Below are 16,416 nucleotides of genomic sequence, written 5' to 3'. Positions count from 1 at the left end.
ACTGAGGGGCGTTTTTGCTTGTATATACCTTAAATGTAAATATTACAAACCTTATAGCTTATAATATGTTTATGGGTAAGTATTATAATAAATTAAAATACCTACAAGATCATGAAAATTAAAATATTATTACCATTAGTGTTAGTAGCCGCAGCGCTTATGCAAGGTTGTGTAAGCAATAAAAAATATGCCGAGCTTCAAACAAATTATAACAATTTACAAACCAAGCAGGCCGAGTTAAAACAAAGCTATGATGTTACCCAACGCGAACTGGAAGGTTCAAGAACAAGGGTTAAAAGTTTAGAGGAGCAAATAGCGTCAGAAAAAGCTAATCGCGATGCTTTGCAGGATGCTTTAAATAAATGTTTAGCAGGTAATAACCAGGGTAATGTCAATATAGCCAAATTAGCCGACCAAATCACAGCCTCTAACCAATATATCAAACAACTGATAGCTGCCAAGGGTAAAAGCGATTCGCTTAATATGGTGTTAACAAATAACCTTACCCGCTCATTAAGCCAGGCCGAAATGAAGGATGTTGATGTGCAGGTATTAAAAGGAGTAGTTTATATCTCGTTATCTGATAATATGCTGTATAAATCAGGTAGTTATGAAATATCTGACAAAGCAGGCGAAACCCTAAGTAAAATTGCCAAGATCATTATGGATTATTCTGATTATGACGTTTTGGTTGAAGGTAACACAGACAACGTACCTATTAAGCAACCTAATATCCGCAACAACTGGGATCTGAGTACGCTAAGAGCATCTTCTGTAGTACAGGCACTGCAAAATAGCTATAACGTAGATCCTAAACGTTTAACTGCAGGTGGCAGGGGCGAGTATAACCCGATAGCTGATAACAGCACACCGGACGGTAAAACTAAAAACAGGCGTACGCAAATTATCATTACACCTAAATTGGATCAATTTATGGATCTGATAGGTAAGCCTGTTCAAAAATAATATAGTAACATTTTAAATTATAAAAAACGCCATTGTAGCAATACAAGGGCGTTTTTTATTTAAATGACCTGCATTATTTTCTATATTAGCCCGTAAAACCCAATACATAATGAATCAACTATTACCGGCCAATTTATCCTTTAAAAAGGGCATTACCTGTTTGCTCATTTCAGCAGCAAGTATTTTATGCTTCACAACCGCCAAAGCTGTTACAAAAATTGACGGCCTTAAGTGTGAATACCTGGTTAATCCGTTAGGAATTGACGCTATCCACCCACGTTTTACCTGGATGATGAACGACACACGGAACGGCGCTTTACAAACGGCTTATGAAGTATTTGTCGGTACTGATTCTGCAGCTGTAGCTAACAGTGAGGGAAGTGTTTGGGATAGTAATAAGACAGAATCAAGCAGCAGTCTTGTAACCTACAATGGCAAAACCTTGCAGCCATTTACAAAATACTATTGGCGCGTAACTGTTTGGGATGATGCGAATAAGATCACGCAATCATCTGTAGCCAGTTTTGAAACAGGCATGGTAGAAAAATCAAACTGGAAAGGCACCTGGATAAGCGATAACAAAGGCCCGGAAGTTAAACCGGCGCCGTATTTTAGAAATGTATTTAATTTTGGGAAAAAAGTAAAATCAGCAAGGGCGTATATTGCTGTGGCCGGATTATATGAGTTGTATATTAACGGTGAAAAAGTGGGCAACCATCGCCTTGACCCTATGTATACAAGGTTTGATCGCCGGACACTTTATGTAACTTATGATGTAACATCGCAGCTGCAAGCCGGTAAGAATGCCATTGGCGTATTGTTGGGTAATGGCTGGTACAATATGCAGAGTACTGCAGTTTGGGATTTCCATAAAGCACCATGGCGTAACCGTCCGGCTTTTTGTTTAGATCTGAGAGTGACCTACGAAGATGGCACGGTTGAAACCATAACATCTGACAGAAGCTGGAAATCGTCTTCAAGCCCTATAGTTTTTAACAGTATTTATACTGCAGAGCATTACGATGCGCGAAAAGAACAACCCGGATGGAACACTGTAAACTTTGACGATAAAGGCTGGAAAGGTGTGATCATCAGGCCGGCACCATCTGCAAATATTGTATCGCAGGCTATGCAGCCTATTCGTGCTATCGAAACTATCAATTCGGTTGATATGAAAAAGATTGATGACCATACCTATCTATTTAATATTGGAAGAACCATTGCTGGGGTGAGTAAGATCACTGTTAAAGGTGATTCGGGTACCGTTATCCGCCTGAAACATACTGAGAAGTTAGACAAAAATGGCCGTGCAGATATGTCAAATATTGATGTGCATTATCGCCCTACTGATGATACAGACCCATTTCAAACTGACATATTTACTTTAAGCGGTAAAGGCGAAGAAACTTTTATGCCGCGCTTCAACTACAAGGGTTTTCAATATGTTGAGGTTACCAGCAGCAAGCCTATCACTTTGACCAAAGAAAGCCTTACCGGGTACTTTATGCATAGCGATGTGGCTGTATTGGGTGATGTGAGTTCATCAAATACTACGTTAAACAAAATTTGGGCTGCTACCAATGCTTCATACCTGTCAAACTTTTTTGGTTATCCTACAGATTGTCCGCAACGCGAAAAAAACGGCTGGACAGGCGATGCCCATATAGCCAGTGAAACTGGTTTGTACGGTTTTGACGGTATCACTATTTATGAAAAATGGATGGCCGATCATCGGGACGAGCAGCAACCAAACGGCGTACTTTCATCTATCATTCCATCCAACGGCTGGGGCTATGAGTGGGGCAACGGCCCCGATTGGACAAGTACGGTTGCCATTATTCCGTGGAACCTTTACCAGTTTTATGGTGACAGTAAAACATTAAGTGATAATTACGACGCCATTAAACGCTACGTGAACCACATTGACGATCAGTACCCATCTGGATTAACTACCTGGGGCTTGGGCGACTGGGTGCCTGTTAAGTCGGTTTCGCCGGTTGAATTTGTGTCGACTATTTATTATTATACCGATGTTAATATTTTGGCGAAAGCAGCCAAATTATTTGGTAAAGCTGACGATGAGCAAAAATATACAGCATTAGCTTTGAAGATAAAAAATGCCATTAACGCTAAATACCTGAATACAGCCACAGGCATCTATGACAAAGGTTACCAAACCGAGCTAAGCATGCCTTTATACTGGGGCATTGTACCTGACGAATTAAAGGCCAAAGTAGCTGCCAACCTTGCCGAACGTGTTAAGCAAGACAACAATCACCTTGATGCAGGCATATTAGGCGCTAAAGCCATTTTAGGCGCGCTTAGCGACAACGGGCATGCCGATGTGGCTTACGCGATAGCATCGCAGGAAACTTATCCTTCATGGGGCTGGTGGATCAAGAACGGTGCTACCACACTTTACGAAAACTGGGATGTATTTGCCAAAAGCGACCTTTCATTAAACCACATTATGTTTGGCGAGATAGGGGCATGGTACTATAAAGGTATTGGCGGTATTAATATCGATCCTGCTAATCCGGGCTTTAAAAATGTAAGATTAACGCCAAACTTTGTTGCAGGCTTAGATCATTTTGAATCGAGTCACATTGGCCCTTACGGTAAAATTGTATCTAACTGGAAAAGAAAAGGTAAAACTGTTGTCTATTCAGTTGTGATCCCGGCTAATTCAACAGGTACAGTTGTGTTACCAAGCGATAAAAAAGCTTATCTGAACGGAAAAGAAGTAGCTATGGGTGATGGGTTGAAGGTGGCTTCGGGTAGTTATGAGTTTATCTTAAAGTAGAAGAAAAAGAAAAAGTCCTGCCAAAATGGTAGGACTTTTTTAGTAAACATAATATATGAAAGGCTTATTGATGAAAAATTGCATCTATAGTTTACTGTTTGTATTGGTCATTGTTTCTTGTAAAAATAAAACAACTCAACGGTCTGAAAATGACACTGCTAAAAAGAGCGTAAAAAAATCTAATATCAGCTATCAAAACCCATTGTTTAGTCAATATGTTGACTATTTAAAAAGCCAGGATATCAAGGTAGCTGCCAGCAACACCAATGCCATTAAAAAATTTGTAGAACTATTTAAGGGAAAGGATGCCAGGACCTGTGATACTGCTTTTTTGATATACAACAAGTTTTATAAAAAAATGACAGAGTCTTTAGAAGATGTAAATGAAAAAGATAGTATTGATCTTGATGTATTTTACACTTATAAAAACGGGCCTAAAAATATCCCGCCGAATGTTATCGATTATGTAAAAAACTTAAGAGATAATGGCTTTGATATCCTTGAGGAAGAAGGCTCAGTATATGTTACACAGGATTGGGATTTTGTGGCTAAATATTATTATGACCTGGTATCACCTTCGATGAAAGAATTTTTACAAGAAATAAATATCGAAAGTAAACAGCTTTATCTTGAAGATGGCAGTATAACAATTGCTGCCGATACCCTTGTAGATCGTGCAGCTTGGTGGGAACAGTTTGAAACAAAGCACGCCAATTTTATTTGGAAAGATGAGGTGTTGGCCACAAAAAAGGAATATCTTAATGTATTATTGAGGGGGAGTGATAACACAGAGATATTTTACGACAGGCAATTGAACGAATATTTCAAAAAAGCTTATTTATACCTTGAAAAGAAATATCCCGGTACAGAAACGTATAAATTAGCTAAGCCCGTGTATGAATTATTAATACAGGGAAAAAAGACTGAAGCCGACAATGTATTAGAACAATATGATAAACGCGGATTATTATTAAATTAACTACCCGTGCTTCTTCTTCTTATTCATCTTAGCTTTTTGCCCTGAGCTAAAATTATAGGTCTTGCTGTTTGCCGCCTTCTTTTCATGAAATGCTGCGCCGGTTTCAGGTTCGGTAACCTTTGCCGGTTTTTTAGCCGGTTCTGTCCTTGATTTTGGATCGTTTACAATTACCAGGTCGTCGGGCAGGGTAGACAGTTCCATTTTATTTCCGGTGGCTTGTTCTATTTTTTTGACCTCGCTAAGTTCCAGGTCGGTGGCAAAGGTCAGCGCCAGTGTTTCATCGTCGGCTCCGGTATTTGTATTGATAACGCGACTGATATATTGATCTTTATCCTGCGGCAGATCAAAATGGATCAAAAACGGTATTCCGTTCAGTTCAATTGTTTCATTGTTCTCATTTACCACTAACATTACCCTTGCCTCAGTATCTGCTTTAAATTCATCTGCAGATTTAAAGCCTTTTACATCGAAAAATTTCGGGTTCAAATATCCTACAGCATCATGCATACGTCGGTTAAGGCTTTGAAACACTTTTTCGGCAGTGGCACTATTGTTTACAAATACCAAAGACTTTGTAAAAACCTCTTCATCATACATAAACAGGTTAAGTAAGTTGAGTTTTGTAGCAAAATTGGGCACGTTGTACAATAATTGCTGATGAGTTGTTAAGTGAGATGTTTCATCCAAAGCTTCTATCTCAATAGTAGCCGGCAGCTTCATAAAAGGTGCGATCATCTTTTCCAGACGGCTATGCATCACATCAGTAAATACCAGGTGTTGCGCCTTGGTTATGCTGTTGGCAAGTTCTGCAATAGGTAATTGCATCCCTTTTTTTATCATACGGTCTGCATCGTCTATGATCAGCAGTTCCATTTTATTGAGGTTAAGCCCAAGCTTCAAATAGATGGCACGTGCCCTGTCGGGTGTGGCTACAACAATATCGGCGCCATCAGCCAATGCATCCAGTTGTGCTTCAGTGCCGGGCGTAACGTATAAACCTACAATACTTATCGATTTATTTTTATTCAGACGATCAAATAATTCAATCACCGCTAATACATCTTCTTTCTCGGGTACCAGTATCAATACTTTAGGTACACCTTCAGGGGCGTAATTAAAACGGTTTAAGGTGCCTAATACATAGGTGGTTGTTTTCCCGGATCCTTCAGGTGCTATAGCGATGATATCTTGTCCGCCAATGATCCGGGTAAGGGTTTTTTGCTGGATTTCTTTTGGGGTAGTGTACCCAAGTTCGGTTGCCGACCTGATGAGTTGTTTATTCAGCTTTAATTTATCAAACACTGCCATTGTGTATTATCAATTTTATCGAACCGCGAAATTACCTTTATAATTTCGGAATAAGGAATTTAAGCAATAATTAAGATATCGGTATAGTTGTTGTATATTTACAATATACCAAATTGTAAAATTATGAAAACCCAGGATTTCAAAAACAACAACGGTCAGGGCAGTAGCACTGCCAACCGGGCTTTTAATGATCAAAACGAGAAATTAAAAGAGAGAGGTATCAGTAACGCAGGTGGACAACGGTCTTTCCAAACCTCAAGTAAAGACAGCGCCCACAAGCCTGAAAGGCGGAAGCCGGTATTGTAATCTAAAACGCCTCTCTATTAATAATAGGGGGGCGTTTTAGTTATTTACCGTATTATCCATACTTTTGCAGCCATATGAAAAAAATGCTTATTGCTTGCCTGGTTGTACTTACTGCCTGTCACTCCAAACCTAAAACTGCTTTTAAAATATTAAAGTCTGAAAAAATAAAGGATGGCGCAAAAATAGATGTGCAGGTGAATAACCGTATCAGCAAGCAAGAGATGATAGACATTGCAGCTTATATAAAAAGCGACAGCTCAAAATACAATAACCTACAGGTAGATTATATATTACCCGGTAATAGTTATCAAAACAAAGGAGGCATAATAATTTATGCTACAGCTGCTTATCATGATAAGGCAATTGTCGCCCCGGCCGACACAGTGACAGATAAAGACAATAACCTGCTAAGTTTTGAGTTTGTGGGTTTCTCGCCGCAGAAAGCAAAAGAGCTGTTGGCTTTAGATCCTAAAGAAATGGCCAATAAACATATTGTAGGTAAATTTATTGATGATAATACCAAGACCATCAGCATAATTTATACAGATAAGGCTGAAAATAACCAGACCTACATTTTGGAACTGGATAGTGCAGGCACAGTAGTGTCAGCTATTGCGCCAATGGAAGTTACGGCAAATGGTATCAAAAAACTGGTAGTTAGCCAACAAGGCGACTATATGGTTCTGAAAGACAGTATCCTTACCATGTACAGCAGTTCAGATACCGACAAGCCTTTCAGAAGCATTAAACAGAATCTTTAGAATATTACTTATTTTGATGAAGGCGATGTTACCGGTTTAGCCGCAGGAACTGGCTTGTTCAAAGCGAATCGTTTGCTAATAACAGCCAATTGTTCATCATTCAATTTCGAAGTTGATTTTAGTATTTGCGCAAAGTAGGCTACTTCACTTTCTTGGGCGGGGCAACCCATGCTTTCGCCCGGTGTGTCAAGCGACGCGCCTTTAGGGCGGATCTGGCTATCGGCCAATAATTTACCTTTTGCATCTAATATCACCCAAAACGGCAGTCCGCTTTTTTCGCCTTTAAATGCTTTTAACTGGTCTAAAGATCCCGGGTTTTCCAGGTTTGCTTTAGCGGGTTGTTCAAGCACATCGAGCTGGGTTACCACATAATTATCATCAATGAATTTTTTGCAGCTGGGGTCATTCAGGCTGGCATCCATTTTTTTACACCAACCGCACCATGATGCATGAAACATGAGCAATACGTTCTTGTGTTCTTTTTTAGCCTGCACATAAGCTTGTTTTAAAACGGCATCACTTGGTGCCGGCGCATCCTGGGCAAAACTTAAGGTTGCAGCAGATAAAAATATAGTGGCGAATAATAAGATCTGTTTTTTCATAGCGGGTTAATTTATCAGCAAGTTAAAAATAATATCCGGTTATTTTAAAACCAGCTGGGCGGTATTACGGCTTAATTGTTCTAACAAAATAGTTTTTCCGGCTGTAAGATTTTTGACAATTCCATCTCTATCATGTCTTACGGTAATCAGCGTTAAATCGTTGTTATACTTAATGTTATAATCTGATTTTAAGTTATCTAACAGTCTGCTAAAATACTCTGCCTTATAATCGAAACAAACGCTAAAACTTAAGGCCGATGTTTGCATCACGTTGATTTTAACATGACTTTTGGCAAACTTGCTGAAGATATCGCTTAAATGATCTTCCGAAATAAACGAATAATCTTTGGTTGACAATGAAAGCAATACCTGGTCTTGCTTAATGATAATAACCGGCTTTTTAAATACATGCGCCGCGCCGTCTTTGATCACTGTGCCCGGTTCTTCCGGATGGTTAAACGGTTTTACCAGCAATGGTATTTTAGCGTTTTGTAATGGTTTAATAGTTTTTGGGTGGATAACAGTGGCGCCATAATAGGTCATTTCAATAGCTTCGGTGTAAGTCAGCTCGTCAAACTTCACCGTGTCTTCAAATAACTTCGGGTCGGCATTTAAAACGCCCGGCACATCTTTCCAGGTAGTGACCGAATCAGCGCCCAAACAAGCTGCAAATATAGATGCTGTATAGTCAGACCCCTCACGGCCCAGTGTAGTTGTAAAGTTCTCAGACGTACCGCCAAGGAAGCCCTGTGTTACAACAATGCTGCGCTCTAATTGAGTAGGTAGGCTTAGTTTAATACTATCGCGTGTTTTGTCCCATTGCACCACACCCTCACGATAGGTGTTATCGGTATGGATATACCCACGAACATCAAGCCACTGGCTTTTTAAGCCGGCCTCGTTAAGGTACGCGTTAACTATACGGGTTGATACCAGCTCGCCCACAGATACGATCTGATCATAAATAAAATCATAATCATCGTGCGGTTCGTCCTCGATCATCCAGTCTATCTCGACAAAAGTATTGGCCACATCATCAAACACCGGGTGGCCGGGTTCAAACAATTCGGCCATGATATCGTAATGATATTGTTTGATGCCTTCATAAACCGCCTGCATATCATCGGTTTGATCTGCGTAAGCTTTAGTTAATTTCTCGAGCGCGTTTGTAGTTTTACCCATTGCCGAAACCACAATAAGCAATTGCTCGCTTTTATATTTGCCGACCACGTTGGCCAGGTTAATGATACCTTCTGCATCCTTAACTGATGCACCTCCGAATTTAAAAACAAGCATTTATTTAAGATATTGGGTTATGACCGTGTTAGGTTTTAATAGTGATTTGATCTTTGCGTAGGGAATAAATAATTCCGTTTGGCCCGCAGCATAAGGCTTTATTTCGTATTGATTATATAAAAACTTAATACCCAGCGGCGTGATTGAAAAATTTTCGTTCAGCGCGAATTTATTGTCTTTGAAAAAGTAGTTGTTGGCTAATGATGCGGTATCACTTAATTTTTCCTGTTTCCTGAAAATTGTATCAGCTATAGCGGTTAATTTGTTGTGATAATTACCGGCAAGCAGATCACCAAGGTAAATATCTTTATGTACTTTGGTATTCCAGTTAATAAAAGATGTTACAGTGCCGCCATGAGCACCTCCCTGGTAATTATAACCGCCAACCTCAATGGTTACAATGCTTGAATCTTGTCGTATAATTTTCGCGTAGCTATCCAAAGTAAAATACATAGCTGACCGGCTATCATGCTTTTTAAAATCAGTGTAGTTAGCTAAAAAATCCTTTGCATACTGCTGAAGGTTGTTGTTTATTTTATCGGACACGAATAGGTTACATAGTCTGTGGCTTATAAAGTCATTTAGTTGATCCTGCTCAGAAAATATAGGATACTTGATCTTAACAATAGTACATCCGCTATCCGGCTTATTACCACAATCTGCAGCGCGCTGTTTTATAGTTTTATAAGTATAATGAAGCGTATCGGTTGTGATATCAGGCTTAGGCTTTTTGTTATCGCCCCATTGGCATGCGCATAGCCCCAACATCATCCCAAAAACCAATAAATAGCCTGTTTTCATAACTTAATAATTTAATAGTTGATCTTTTGATAATGCCGCGTTTAACCATCCTGTCTCAATAGATGCATGGTATTTGGCGTAAAAATTCAATGCCGGCTCGTTCCAGTCCAACACCTGCCATACCATGCCTGAAAAGCCCATTTCCTTCGCTTCGATGATCAACTGATCAAACAGTAATTTTCCTATACCTCTGCCACGCATGGTTTCGGTAACTATAAAGTCTTCCAGGTACATGCGGCAGCCCTTCCATGTAGAAAAGCGAATATAATACAATGCGAAACCAACTACCAGGCCGCCAACTTCTGCTACGTACGCTTTCCAAACAGGTTTTTCGCCAAAACCGGCCGCTTCAAATTCTTCCAGAGTTACAGTCACTTCCTTCGGTGCTTTTTCGTACAACGCCAATTCGTTAACCAGTTCCAGCATGCGGATGCAATCTTCTTTTACGGCTACTCTTAAATTTACCGTCATTAAGTCATTAGTCATTGTGTCATTTTTTAAATCCGATATCGAACAATCGAAATCCGATATCTGCTAATTATTTTTCCAATGTTTAATAACCCGGCCGCCAAAAATTGTGCTGCCAACCCGTATCATGGTGCTGCCTTGCTCAATGGCTATTTCATAATCAGATGACATCCCCATTGATATCACATCAAAACTATTTTCTTTTCTGAAAAAGCTTTGTTTAATACCATCAAAAAACACTTTCAGTTCTTGAAACTCATCTTTTAACTGTTTTTCTTTATCGGTGTTGGTAGCTATGCCCATTAAGCCTCTTATGCGGATGTTTTTAAATGAAGCAAACTCATTAGACCTCAATAGCTCGATAGCTTCATCAAAGCCCAGGCCAAACTTGGTTTCTTCGTCGGCGATATAAATTTGCAAAAGACAATCTATAGTACGGTTATTTTTTTCGGCCTGTTTATTGATCTCCTGCAACAGCTTTAGGCTATCAACAGATTGGATCATGCTTATAAATGGCGCAATATATTTTACTTTGTTGGTTTGCAGGTGGCCAATCTGGTGCCATTGGATGTCTTTTGGTAATTGTTCCTGCTTTTCAACCATCTCTTGTACCGTGTTTTCACCGAACTCGCGCTGACCGGCATCATAGGCTTCCTGTATGTCGGCAACCGGTTTTGTTTTTGATACTGCTATTAAAGTTACCTTTTTAGGTATAGTTTCGTTTTTTAAGCTTTTGATATTATCTGCAATGCTCATTTATCCGTAATTTTGCTCAATTAAACCGCTAAATTACAGAATGCGTAAACATATTATCTTGTTTTTTTCAGCTTTGCTTTTTTTGTCTGCCTGCCAGCAAAGTGATTATAACAAAGGCGTCATCCCGAGAGATGAAATGGTACGCTTGCTAATCGATGTACATACTATTGACGGGGCTCTTGTTATTCAGCCCAATCTGGATAGTTTGTACACCCAGGGTACGGGTAGATACATGTATTTATTTAAACAATACCATACCGACTCTGCACAATTTAAAAAGAGCGTTAAATATTATTCAACGCACCCTGATGTTATGTTGAAAATGTACGACGAGATCACCAAGCGTCTTCAAACTAAGATTGATTCTATAAATGCCATATTCAAAAAGCAAAATGAATTGCAAAGCAAAAGGCAGGAAGACAAACGTAAAAGGGATGAGAAATTACGCAAAGATTCTGTTCTGATAAAAGCGAAAGAAAACGCCTTGAAAATTAAAAAGGACTCGATTGACAAGGCCAAGAGCGTTAAACCAAAAGAGAAGCATCAGAAAAAATCGAAAAAGAAATTAAAAAAGACACCAACTAAAACAAATGCTTTACCCTGAGAATAGTATTGATAAGCTGGGATTTACCGAGGTAAAGGAATTAATAAAAGCACATTGCCTGAGTGTTATGGGTCAACAAATGGTTGACCGGATACAGGTAATGAGTAATTACGATCAGATAAGTAAGTTTTTAAGCCAGGCGCACGAATTTAAAAACATCTTACAAAACGACGCCGCTTTACCCATTCAGCATTTTTATGATATCAAGGCGCTGGCCAACAAAGCCAGGCTTGAGGGCGCTTTTTTATCCGAGGAAGAATTTTTCAAGGTACTGGCATCCCTTACTACCGTTTTTGCAGTTATAGCTTATTTTAATGAGCGCGAAGGGCAATATCCAAATCTGGAAGCTTTATTTGAACACTTGCCTATTGAAAAGGCTATTATTAAAAAAATTGAGCATGTAATTGACCCCAAAGGAAAAATAAAACCCAATGCCTCGCGCGAGCTTGCCGATATATCGGCAGGTATTGCCAAAGCAGAGCAGGAGGCCCGGCGAAAAATAGACCAGATCTTTAAAAGCGCGTCAGGCAATGGCTGGACCGCTGATGGGTCGCTAACCGTTCGAGACGGCCGTTTATGTATCCCTCTACTCGCCGAGAATAAGCGAAAAGTTAAAGGTTATATTCATGACGAGTCGGCATCAGGTCAAACCGTTTACCTGGAGCCTGAAGAAGTTTTTACGCTTAATAATCGTATCCGTGACCTGGAATTTGAACGCAGGCGAGAGATCATCAAGATATTAACCCTTCTGACAGATGAATTAAGGCCATATGTGCCGCTTTTGTTGTCGTACCATAATCTGCTCACCAAACTGGATTTTGTGCGCGCCAAGAGCCTGTTTGCTATTGATATTGAGGGCGAGCTGCCGCAAATTGTTAACGAGGCCCGTTTAAAGCTGGTTAATGCAAGGCACCCACTATTGTTCCTGAATTTTAAAAAGGAACATAAAATAGTTGTGCCCCTTAATTTGCAAATAGATGAAGGTACACGGATAGTAGTTGTGTCGGGGCCCAACGCGGGCGGTAAATCTGTTTGTATGAAAACTGTTGGCCTGTTACAAATCATGGTGCAGGCAGGTTTATTGATCCCTGCGGATGAAGCCAGTGTGGTAGGGGTGTTCAAGCAGTTTTTTGTGGATATAGGTGATGATCAGTCCATAGAAAGTGATCTGAGCACTTACAGCGCCCATCTTTCAAAAATGAAAAATTTTGTAGAGAACGCTAACGGTAAATCATTGATATTGATAGATGAGTTTGGTACCGGCACCGATCCGCAATTTGGCGGGCCTATAGCCGAAGCGGTGCTGGAATCACTGAACCATAAAAAGGTGAGGGGTATGGTAACCACCCACTACTCAAACCTTAAAATATTTGCCGGCAATACTGAAGGAATTGAAAACGCATCGATGCTGTTTAATAACGTAGAGATGAAGCCGCTATATGTACTGGAAGTGGGCAAGCCCGGCAGCTCATACGCGTTTGAGATCGCTCAAAAAATTGGCTTACCGCGACAGGTGCTTGACCTGGCCAAGACCAAGATCAGCGCCGGACAAAAAAATGTGGATACGTTGTTGGTTGGCCTGGAACGCGAAAAGAAGGAGATCCTGGATACGCGTGTACGGCTGGACAGACAGCAAAGACAGGTAGATGCCTTATTGGCCGAAAATGAAAAGCTAAAAACTTATCTCGAGGAAAACAAAAAGGTGTTAATAAGGGAAGCTAAGGACGAAGCTAAAAACATCATCCTGAATGCTAATAAGCTGGTTGAAAACACCATAGCCGAAATAAAGAACAACAACGCTGATAAGGAGAAAACCAAAAACCTGCGCGAAAACCTGAACCGTGAACTGCAAAAGAACACAGCCAAGCCGGATACTGTAAAACAAGCCACAGCAAAAGATGAAGAACTGAAAGTAGGCGATTGGGTTAAACTAACCGACTCGGAAACTACCGGGCAGGTGATGGAGATTGTAAAGGATAACGTAATTATCGCCATTGGAGATCTGCGTACGGTAGCTAAGAAAAAGCGGGTTGAGAAAGTTTCAAGGGCGTCTGTTCCTAAAAGTATCCGCAAAAATTCCACAAGTTTAACAAGTGATATTGCCAGCTTTAGCCCTGAAATTGATGTGCGCGGTATGCGTACGGAAGACGCTTTGGCTGCTATTGAAAGGTTATTTGACCGAGCCCTGATGATGGGCTTCGGCAATCTTAAAATTCTGCATGGCAAAGGCGATGGTATACTGCGTAAAATGATCCGTCAGTATCTTAAGAAATATGACCAGGTTGATCGTATGGAAGACGAACATGCGGATAGAGGGGGAGACGGAATTACTTATGTGTATTTGAAATAATTTCACAAAAAAGGGTCGTCTTTAATTATGCGAAGACGCCCCTTTTTGTTTTACTCACCAACCTTTTGCTGATCAGGCAACTCATTAGCGCCGGGAATATTGGGTTCAGCGTTATTCTTGCCATCATTATCCGCTGTGCCTTCTTCATAACCTTGTTTTGGTTGCGGCTTATCTCCATTTTTGGCGGGATGGGGTTCTTTAGATGTGGCTTTATCATAGTCTGACCTGCCTTCCTGATTCTGCGATTTAAAATTATTGCTTTCAGTATGCTCTTCTGCCGGTTCTGTGCGCCTGAAGTATTCGTTGGTATAACCCGCATTTTGTGATGGGTTATTTTTGTCATCTCCCGCCGGTGTAACATTGTTTGACCCGAAGTTTTGCCCGCCCATAGGCCGGCCTTCTCTTACCGGCTTGGTTTGTTTAGCGGGTTCGCTTTTTTCTTCTTTGGTTTCATTGTCAACCCTGTACGCGTTGGGTTTGCTTTCTTCAGAATGATTATCCCTGTCATTCTTTATTTCATCTTCTTTGTATAACATAATTTTAGTTTGGTAGTTGTTATAATAACAATGCACAGGCTGTATAATTGTTTTTCTGTGTTTGTAGATTTAGTAGCTTTACTGTACCAATTATAACCGATGAACAAAGTTTTTAAGAATGCTGATGAAGCCATTCATGATGTGACCGATGGGATGACCCTATTACTTGGTGGCTTTGGTTTGTGCGGCCTGCCCGAGAATTGTATCACGGCCCTTGTTAAAAAAGGAGTGAAGGATCTAACCTGTATATCAAACAATGCCGGGGTGGATGATTTTGGGATAGGCTTGATGCTGAAGCAACGGCAGGTTAAAAAAATGATCGCGTCATACGTCGGTGAAAATGCTGAGTTTGAACGTCAACTGTTAAGTGGCGAACTGGAAGTTGAACTGATTCCACAAGGAACGCTGGCAACGCGCTGCATGGCTGCAGGTTATGGTATGCCGGCCATATTTACGCCGGCAGGCATAGGTACAGAAGTAGCCATAGGTAAAGAAATACGCAATTTTAACGGAAAGGATTACCTGATGGAGATGGCCTTTGATGCCGACTTTGCCATTGTTAAAGCCTGGAAAGGCGATACCATGGGTAATTTGATCTACCGCGCCACTGCGCGCAATTTTAATCCGGTAATGGCAATGGCAGGTAAGATAACTATTGTCGAGGTTGAGGAGTTGGTAGAGCCCGGCGAATTGGATCCGGATCATGTCCACACGCCTGGGATCTATGTGCACCGGATCTTTCAGGGCGTCAACTATGAGAAAAGGATAGAACAACGAACCACACGTCAACATGATCAGAAAAGCTAAAATAACAGACGCGCCCGACATTTGTACGCTGTTAGGCCAACTTGGATACCCTGCAGATGAACAGTTAATTAAAGACAAGTTAGTTTTATTAAATGACAACGCAGATCATGAACTATTGGCTTATGAGAAAAATGAAAAAGTGATCGGTTTTATTTCAATTCATTTCATTCCGCAAATAGCCATGGCCGGCGATTTTGCCAATATTGCATATTTCTGTGTTGATGAAAATACTCGCAGTAAAGGCATCGGTGCCGCATTACTGGACCGGGCAGAAGAGTTGGTTGCAGAGCGAAAATGCGACCGGATTTTTGTTCATTGTAACGGGCATCGTATTAATGCACATCGCTTTTATGAACGTAATGGTTATACTGATTCGCCTAAATATTACGTCAAGAAATTAAATTAGATATGTTGGATAAAACAGGAATAGCAAAACGCATTGCTAAAGAGATAAAAGACGGCTACTACGTGAACCTTGGTATTGGTATACCTACGCTGGTGGCAAATTATATTCCTGCTGATATGGATGTGGTGCTGCAATCAGAAAATGGTTTGTTGGGTATGGGTCCGTTCCCGTTTGAGGGGGAGGAAGATGCTGATCTGATCAATGCCGGGAAACAGACAATAACCATGCTTCCGGGTTCGGCGATATTTGATTCGGCTATGAGTTTTGGGATGATCAGGGCACGCAAAGTAAACCTGACTATACTGGGCGCTATGGAAGTATCAGAAAACGGCGACATAGCCAACTGGAAGATCCCCGGTAAAATGGTAAAGGGAATGGGAGGGGCTATGGACCTGGTGGCATCCGCAGAAAATATTATCGTTGCTATGCAGCACGTAAACAAAGCCGGTGAGTCAAAACTTTTACCACAATGCACTTTACCCTTAACCGGTGTTAACTGCGTGAAAAAGATAGTAACTGAGCTGGCTGTGCTGGATGTATTACCCGGCGGCGGTTTTAAATTATTAGAACGCGCACCGGGAATAAGTGTCAAAGAAATAAAAAATGCAACTGCCGGTAAGTTGATAATTGAAGGCGAGATACCGGAGATGGAGATTTAAATCTTCAA

Annotated in this window: 17 protein-coding genes; 10 read left to right on the top strand and 7 right to left on the bottom strand. The window is 40.6% G+C overall.

Annotated features, from left to right (window positions below; genetic code table 11):
- Positions 1-111 precede the first annotated feature (111 nt).
- The 3 genes from FO440_RS20860 to FO440_RS20850 all read left to right on the top strand — a co-directional run bounded on the left by FO440_RS20860 (position 112) and on the right by FO440_RS20850 (position 4,748).
- Positions 112-966, top strand: coding sequence for an OmpA/MotB family protein (locus FO440_RS20860; RefSeq protein ID WP_144250252.1), 855 nt, complete (start codon positions 112-114; stop codon positions 964-966).
- A gap of 109 nt (positions 967-1,075) precedes the next feature.
- Positions 1,076-3,769, top strand: coding sequence for a glycoside hydrolase family 78 protein (locus FO440_RS20855; protein ID WP_144250251.1), 2,694 nt, complete (start codon positions 1,076-1,078; stop codon positions 3,767-3,769).
- Positions 3,770-3,824: 55 nt separating this feature from the next.
- The gene (locus tag FO440_RS20850; RefSeq protein ID WP_144250250.1) at positions 3,825-4,748 is read left to right on the top strand and encodes a hypothetical protein; all 924 of its coding nucleotides are present in this window, start codon (positions 3,825-3,827) and stop codon (positions 4,746-4,748) included.
- On the opposite strand, the gene FO440_RS20845 is transcribed toward FO440_RS20850, so the two are convergent.
- Positions 4,749-6,056, bottom strand: coding sequence for a DEAD/DEAH box helicase (locus FO440_RS20845; RefSeq protein WP_144250249.1), 1,308 nt, complete (start codon positions 6,054-6,056; stop codon positions 4,749-4,751). It lies immediately after the preceding gene.
- 123 nt (positions 6,057-6,179) lie between these two features.
- Here FO440_RS20845 and FO440_RS20840 point away from each other — a divergent pair, with 123 nt between their 5' ends.
- Entirely contained in the window at positions 6,180-6,362 is a 183-nt protein-coding gene (locus tag FO440_RS20840; protein ID WP_144250248.1) for a hypothetical protein, read from the top strand.
- A 74-nt stretch (positions 6,363-6,436) separates the two neighbouring features.
- A complete protein-coding gene (locus tag FO440_RS20835; protein WP_144250247.1) occupies positions 6,437-7,123 on the top strand; it encodes a hypothetical protein in 687 nt (228 codons plus the stop codon).
- An 8-nt stretch (positions 7,124-7,131) separates the two neighbouring features.
- Here FO440_RS20835 and FO440_RS20830 read toward each other — a convergent pair whose 3' ends face one another.
- From FO440_RS20830 to FO440_RS20810, 5 genes are all read right to left on the bottom strand, one after another.
- A complete protein-coding gene (locus FO440_RS20830) occupies positions 7,132-7,725 on the bottom strand; it encodes a thioredoxin family protein (protein WP_144250246.1) in 594 nt (197 codons plus the stop codon).
- A gap of 39 nt (positions 7,726-7,764) precedes the next feature.
- Positions 7,765-9,021, bottom strand: a complete 1,257-nt coding sequence (locus tag FO440_RS20825; RefSeq protein ID WP_144250245.1) for an aspartate kinase — start codon at positions 9,019-9,021, stop codon at positions 7,765-7,767.
- Positions 9,022-9,822, bottom strand: coding sequence for a DUF3298 and DUF4163 domain-containing protein (locus FO440_RS20820; RefSeq protein ID WP_144250244.1), 801 nt, complete (start codon positions 9,820-9,822; stop codon positions 9,022-9,024).
- Positions 9,823-9,825: 3 nt separating this feature from the next.
- Positions 9,826-10,293 (bottom strand): GNAT family N-acetyltransferase, encoded by a 468-nt coding sequence (locus FO440_RS20815; RefSeq protein ID WP_144250419.1) that lies wholly within the window; start codon positions 10,291-10,293, stop codon positions 9,826-9,828.
- Between the two features lie 63 nt (positions 10,294-10,356).
- Positions 10,357-11,046, bottom strand: a complete 690-nt coding sequence (locus tag FO440_RS20810) for a YggS family pyridoxal phosphate-dependent enzyme (protein ID WP_144250243.1) — start codon at positions 11,044-11,046, stop codon at positions 10,357-10,359.
- 40 nt (positions 11,047-11,086) lie between these two features.
- Here FO440_RS20810 and FO440_RS20805 point away from each other — a divergent pair, with 40 nt between their 5' ends.
- Both FO440_RS20805 and FO440_RS20800 read left to right on the top strand, forming a co-directional pair.
- Complete coding sequence (locus FO440_RS20805; RefSeq protein WP_144250242.1) at positions 11,087-11,650, top strand: DUF4296 domain-containing protein; 564 nt, start codon at positions 11,087-11,089, stop codon at positions 11,648-11,650.
- Positions 11,637-14,000, top strand: a complete 2,364-nt coding sequence (locus FO440_RS20800; RefSeq protein ID WP_144250241.1) for an endonuclease MutS2 — start codon at positions 11,637-11,639, stop codon at positions 13,998-14,000. Before FO440_RS20805 ends, FO440_RS20800 begins: the two co-directional genes overlap by 14 nt.
- A gap of 50 nt (positions 14,001-14,050) precedes the next feature.
- Here the strand turns inward: FO440_RS20800 and FO440_RS20795 are convergent, their stop codons facing one another.
- Positions 14,051-14,536, bottom strand: coding sequence for a hypothetical protein (locus FO440_RS20795; RefSeq protein WP_144250240.1), 486 nt, complete (start codon positions 14,534-14,536; stop codon positions 14,051-14,053).
- A 99-nt stretch (positions 14,537-14,635) separates the two neighbouring features.
- On the opposite strand from FO440_RS20795, the gene FO440_RS20790 reads away from it, so the two are divergent.
- From FO440_RS20790 to FO440_RS20780, 3 genes are read left to right on the top strand one after another with little or no spacing between them, the layout of a single operon-like run.
- The gene (locus FO440_RS20790; protein ID WP_144250239.1) at positions 14,636-15,343 is read left to right on the top strand and encodes a CoA transferase subunit A; all 708 of its coding nucleotides are present in this window, start codon (positions 14,636-14,638) and stop codon (positions 15,341-15,343) included.
- Positions 15,327-15,749, top strand: coding sequence for a GNAT family N-acetyltransferase (locus tag FO440_RS20785; RefSeq protein ID WP_144250238.1), 423 nt, complete (start codon positions 15,327-15,329; stop codon positions 15,747-15,749). The genes FO440_RS20790 and FO440_RS20785 overlap by 17 nt, the downstream gene beginning before the upstream one ends.
- A 2-nt stretch (positions 15,750-15,751) precedes the next feature.
- Entirely contained in the window at positions 15,752-16,408 is a 657-nt protein-coding gene (locus FO440_RS20780) for a 3-oxoacid CoA-transferase subunit B (RefSeq protein WP_144250237.1), read from the top strand.
- Positions 16,409-16,416: the final 8 nt, after the last annotated feature.

It is taken from the genome of Mucilaginibacter corticis (assembly GCF_007558865.1).
Lineage (GTDB): Bacteria > Bacteroidota > Bacteroidia > Sphingobacteriales > Sphingobacteriaceae > Mucilaginibacter > Mucilaginibacter corticis.
This window is presented reverse-complemented; position numbering and strand designations above follow the sequence as displayed.

Bases quoted from the DNA above. Each gene is read 5' to 3' on its own strand.
- FO440_RS20860 (WP_144250252.1), top strand. From the start codon at position 112: ATGAAAATTAAAATATTATTACCATTAGTGTTAGTAGCCGCAGCGCTT.
- FO440_RS20855 (WP_144250251.1), top strand. From the start codon at position 1,076: ATGAATCAACTATTACCGGCCAATTTATCCTTTAAAAAGGGCATTACC.
- FO440_RS20850 (WP_144250250.1), top strand. From the start codon at position 3,825: ATGAAAGGCTTATTGATGAAAAATTGCATCTATAGTTTACTGTTTGTA.
- FO440_RS20845 (WP_144250249.1), bottom strand. From the start codon at position 6,056: ATGGCAGTGTTTGATAAATTAAAGCTGAATAAACAACTCATCAGGTCG.
- FO440_RS20840 (WP_144250248.1), top strand. From the start codon at position 6,180: ATGAAAACCCAGGATTTCAAAAACAACAACGGTCAGGGCAGTAGCACT.
- FO440_RS20835 (WP_144250247.1), top strand. From the start codon at position 6,437: ATGAAAAAAATGCTTATTGCTTGCCTGGTTGTACTTACTGCCTGTCAC.
- FO440_RS20830 (WP_144250246.1), bottom strand. From the start codon at position 7,725: ATGAAAAAACAGATCTTATTATTCGCCACTATATTTTTATCTGCTGCA.
- FO440_RS20825 (WP_144250245.1), bottom strand. From the start codon at position 9,021: ATGCTTGTTTTTAAATTCGGAGGTGCATCAGTTAAGGATGCAGAAGGT.
- FO440_RS20820 (WP_144250244.1), bottom strand. From the start codon at position 9,822: ATGAAAACAGGCTATTTATTGGTTTTTGGGATGATGTTGGGGCTATGC.
- FO440_RS20815 (WP_144250419.1), bottom strand. From the start codon at position 10,293: ATGACGGTAAATTTAAGAGTAGCCGTAAAAGAAGATTGCATCCGCATG.
- FO440_RS20810 (WP_144250243.1), bottom strand. From the start codon at position 11,046: ATGAGCATTGCAGATAATATCAAAAGCTTAAAAAACGAAACTATACCT.
- FO440_RS20805 (WP_144250242.1), top strand. From the start codon at position 11,087: ATGCGTAAACATATTATCTTGTTTTTTTCAGCTTTGCTTTTTTTGTCT.
- FO440_RS20800 (WP_144250241.1), top strand. From the start codon at position 11,637: ATGCTTTACCCTGAGAATAGTATTGATAAGCTGGGATTTACCGAGGTA.
- FO440_RS20795 (WP_144250240.1), bottom strand. From the start codon at position 14,536: ATGTTATACAAAGAAGATGAAATAAAGAATGACAGGGATAATCATTCT.
- FO440_RS20790 (WP_144250239.1), top strand. From the start codon at position 14,636: ATGAACAAAGTTTTTAAGAATGCTGATGAAGCCATTCATGATGTGACC.
- FO440_RS20785 (WP_144250238.1), top strand. From the start codon at position 15,327: ATGATCAGAAAAGCTAAAATAACAGACGCGCCCGACATTTGTACGCTG.
- FO440_RS20780 (WP_144250237.1), top strand. From the start codon at position 15,752: ATGTTGGATAAAACAGGAATAGCAAAACGCATTGCTAAAGAGATAAAA.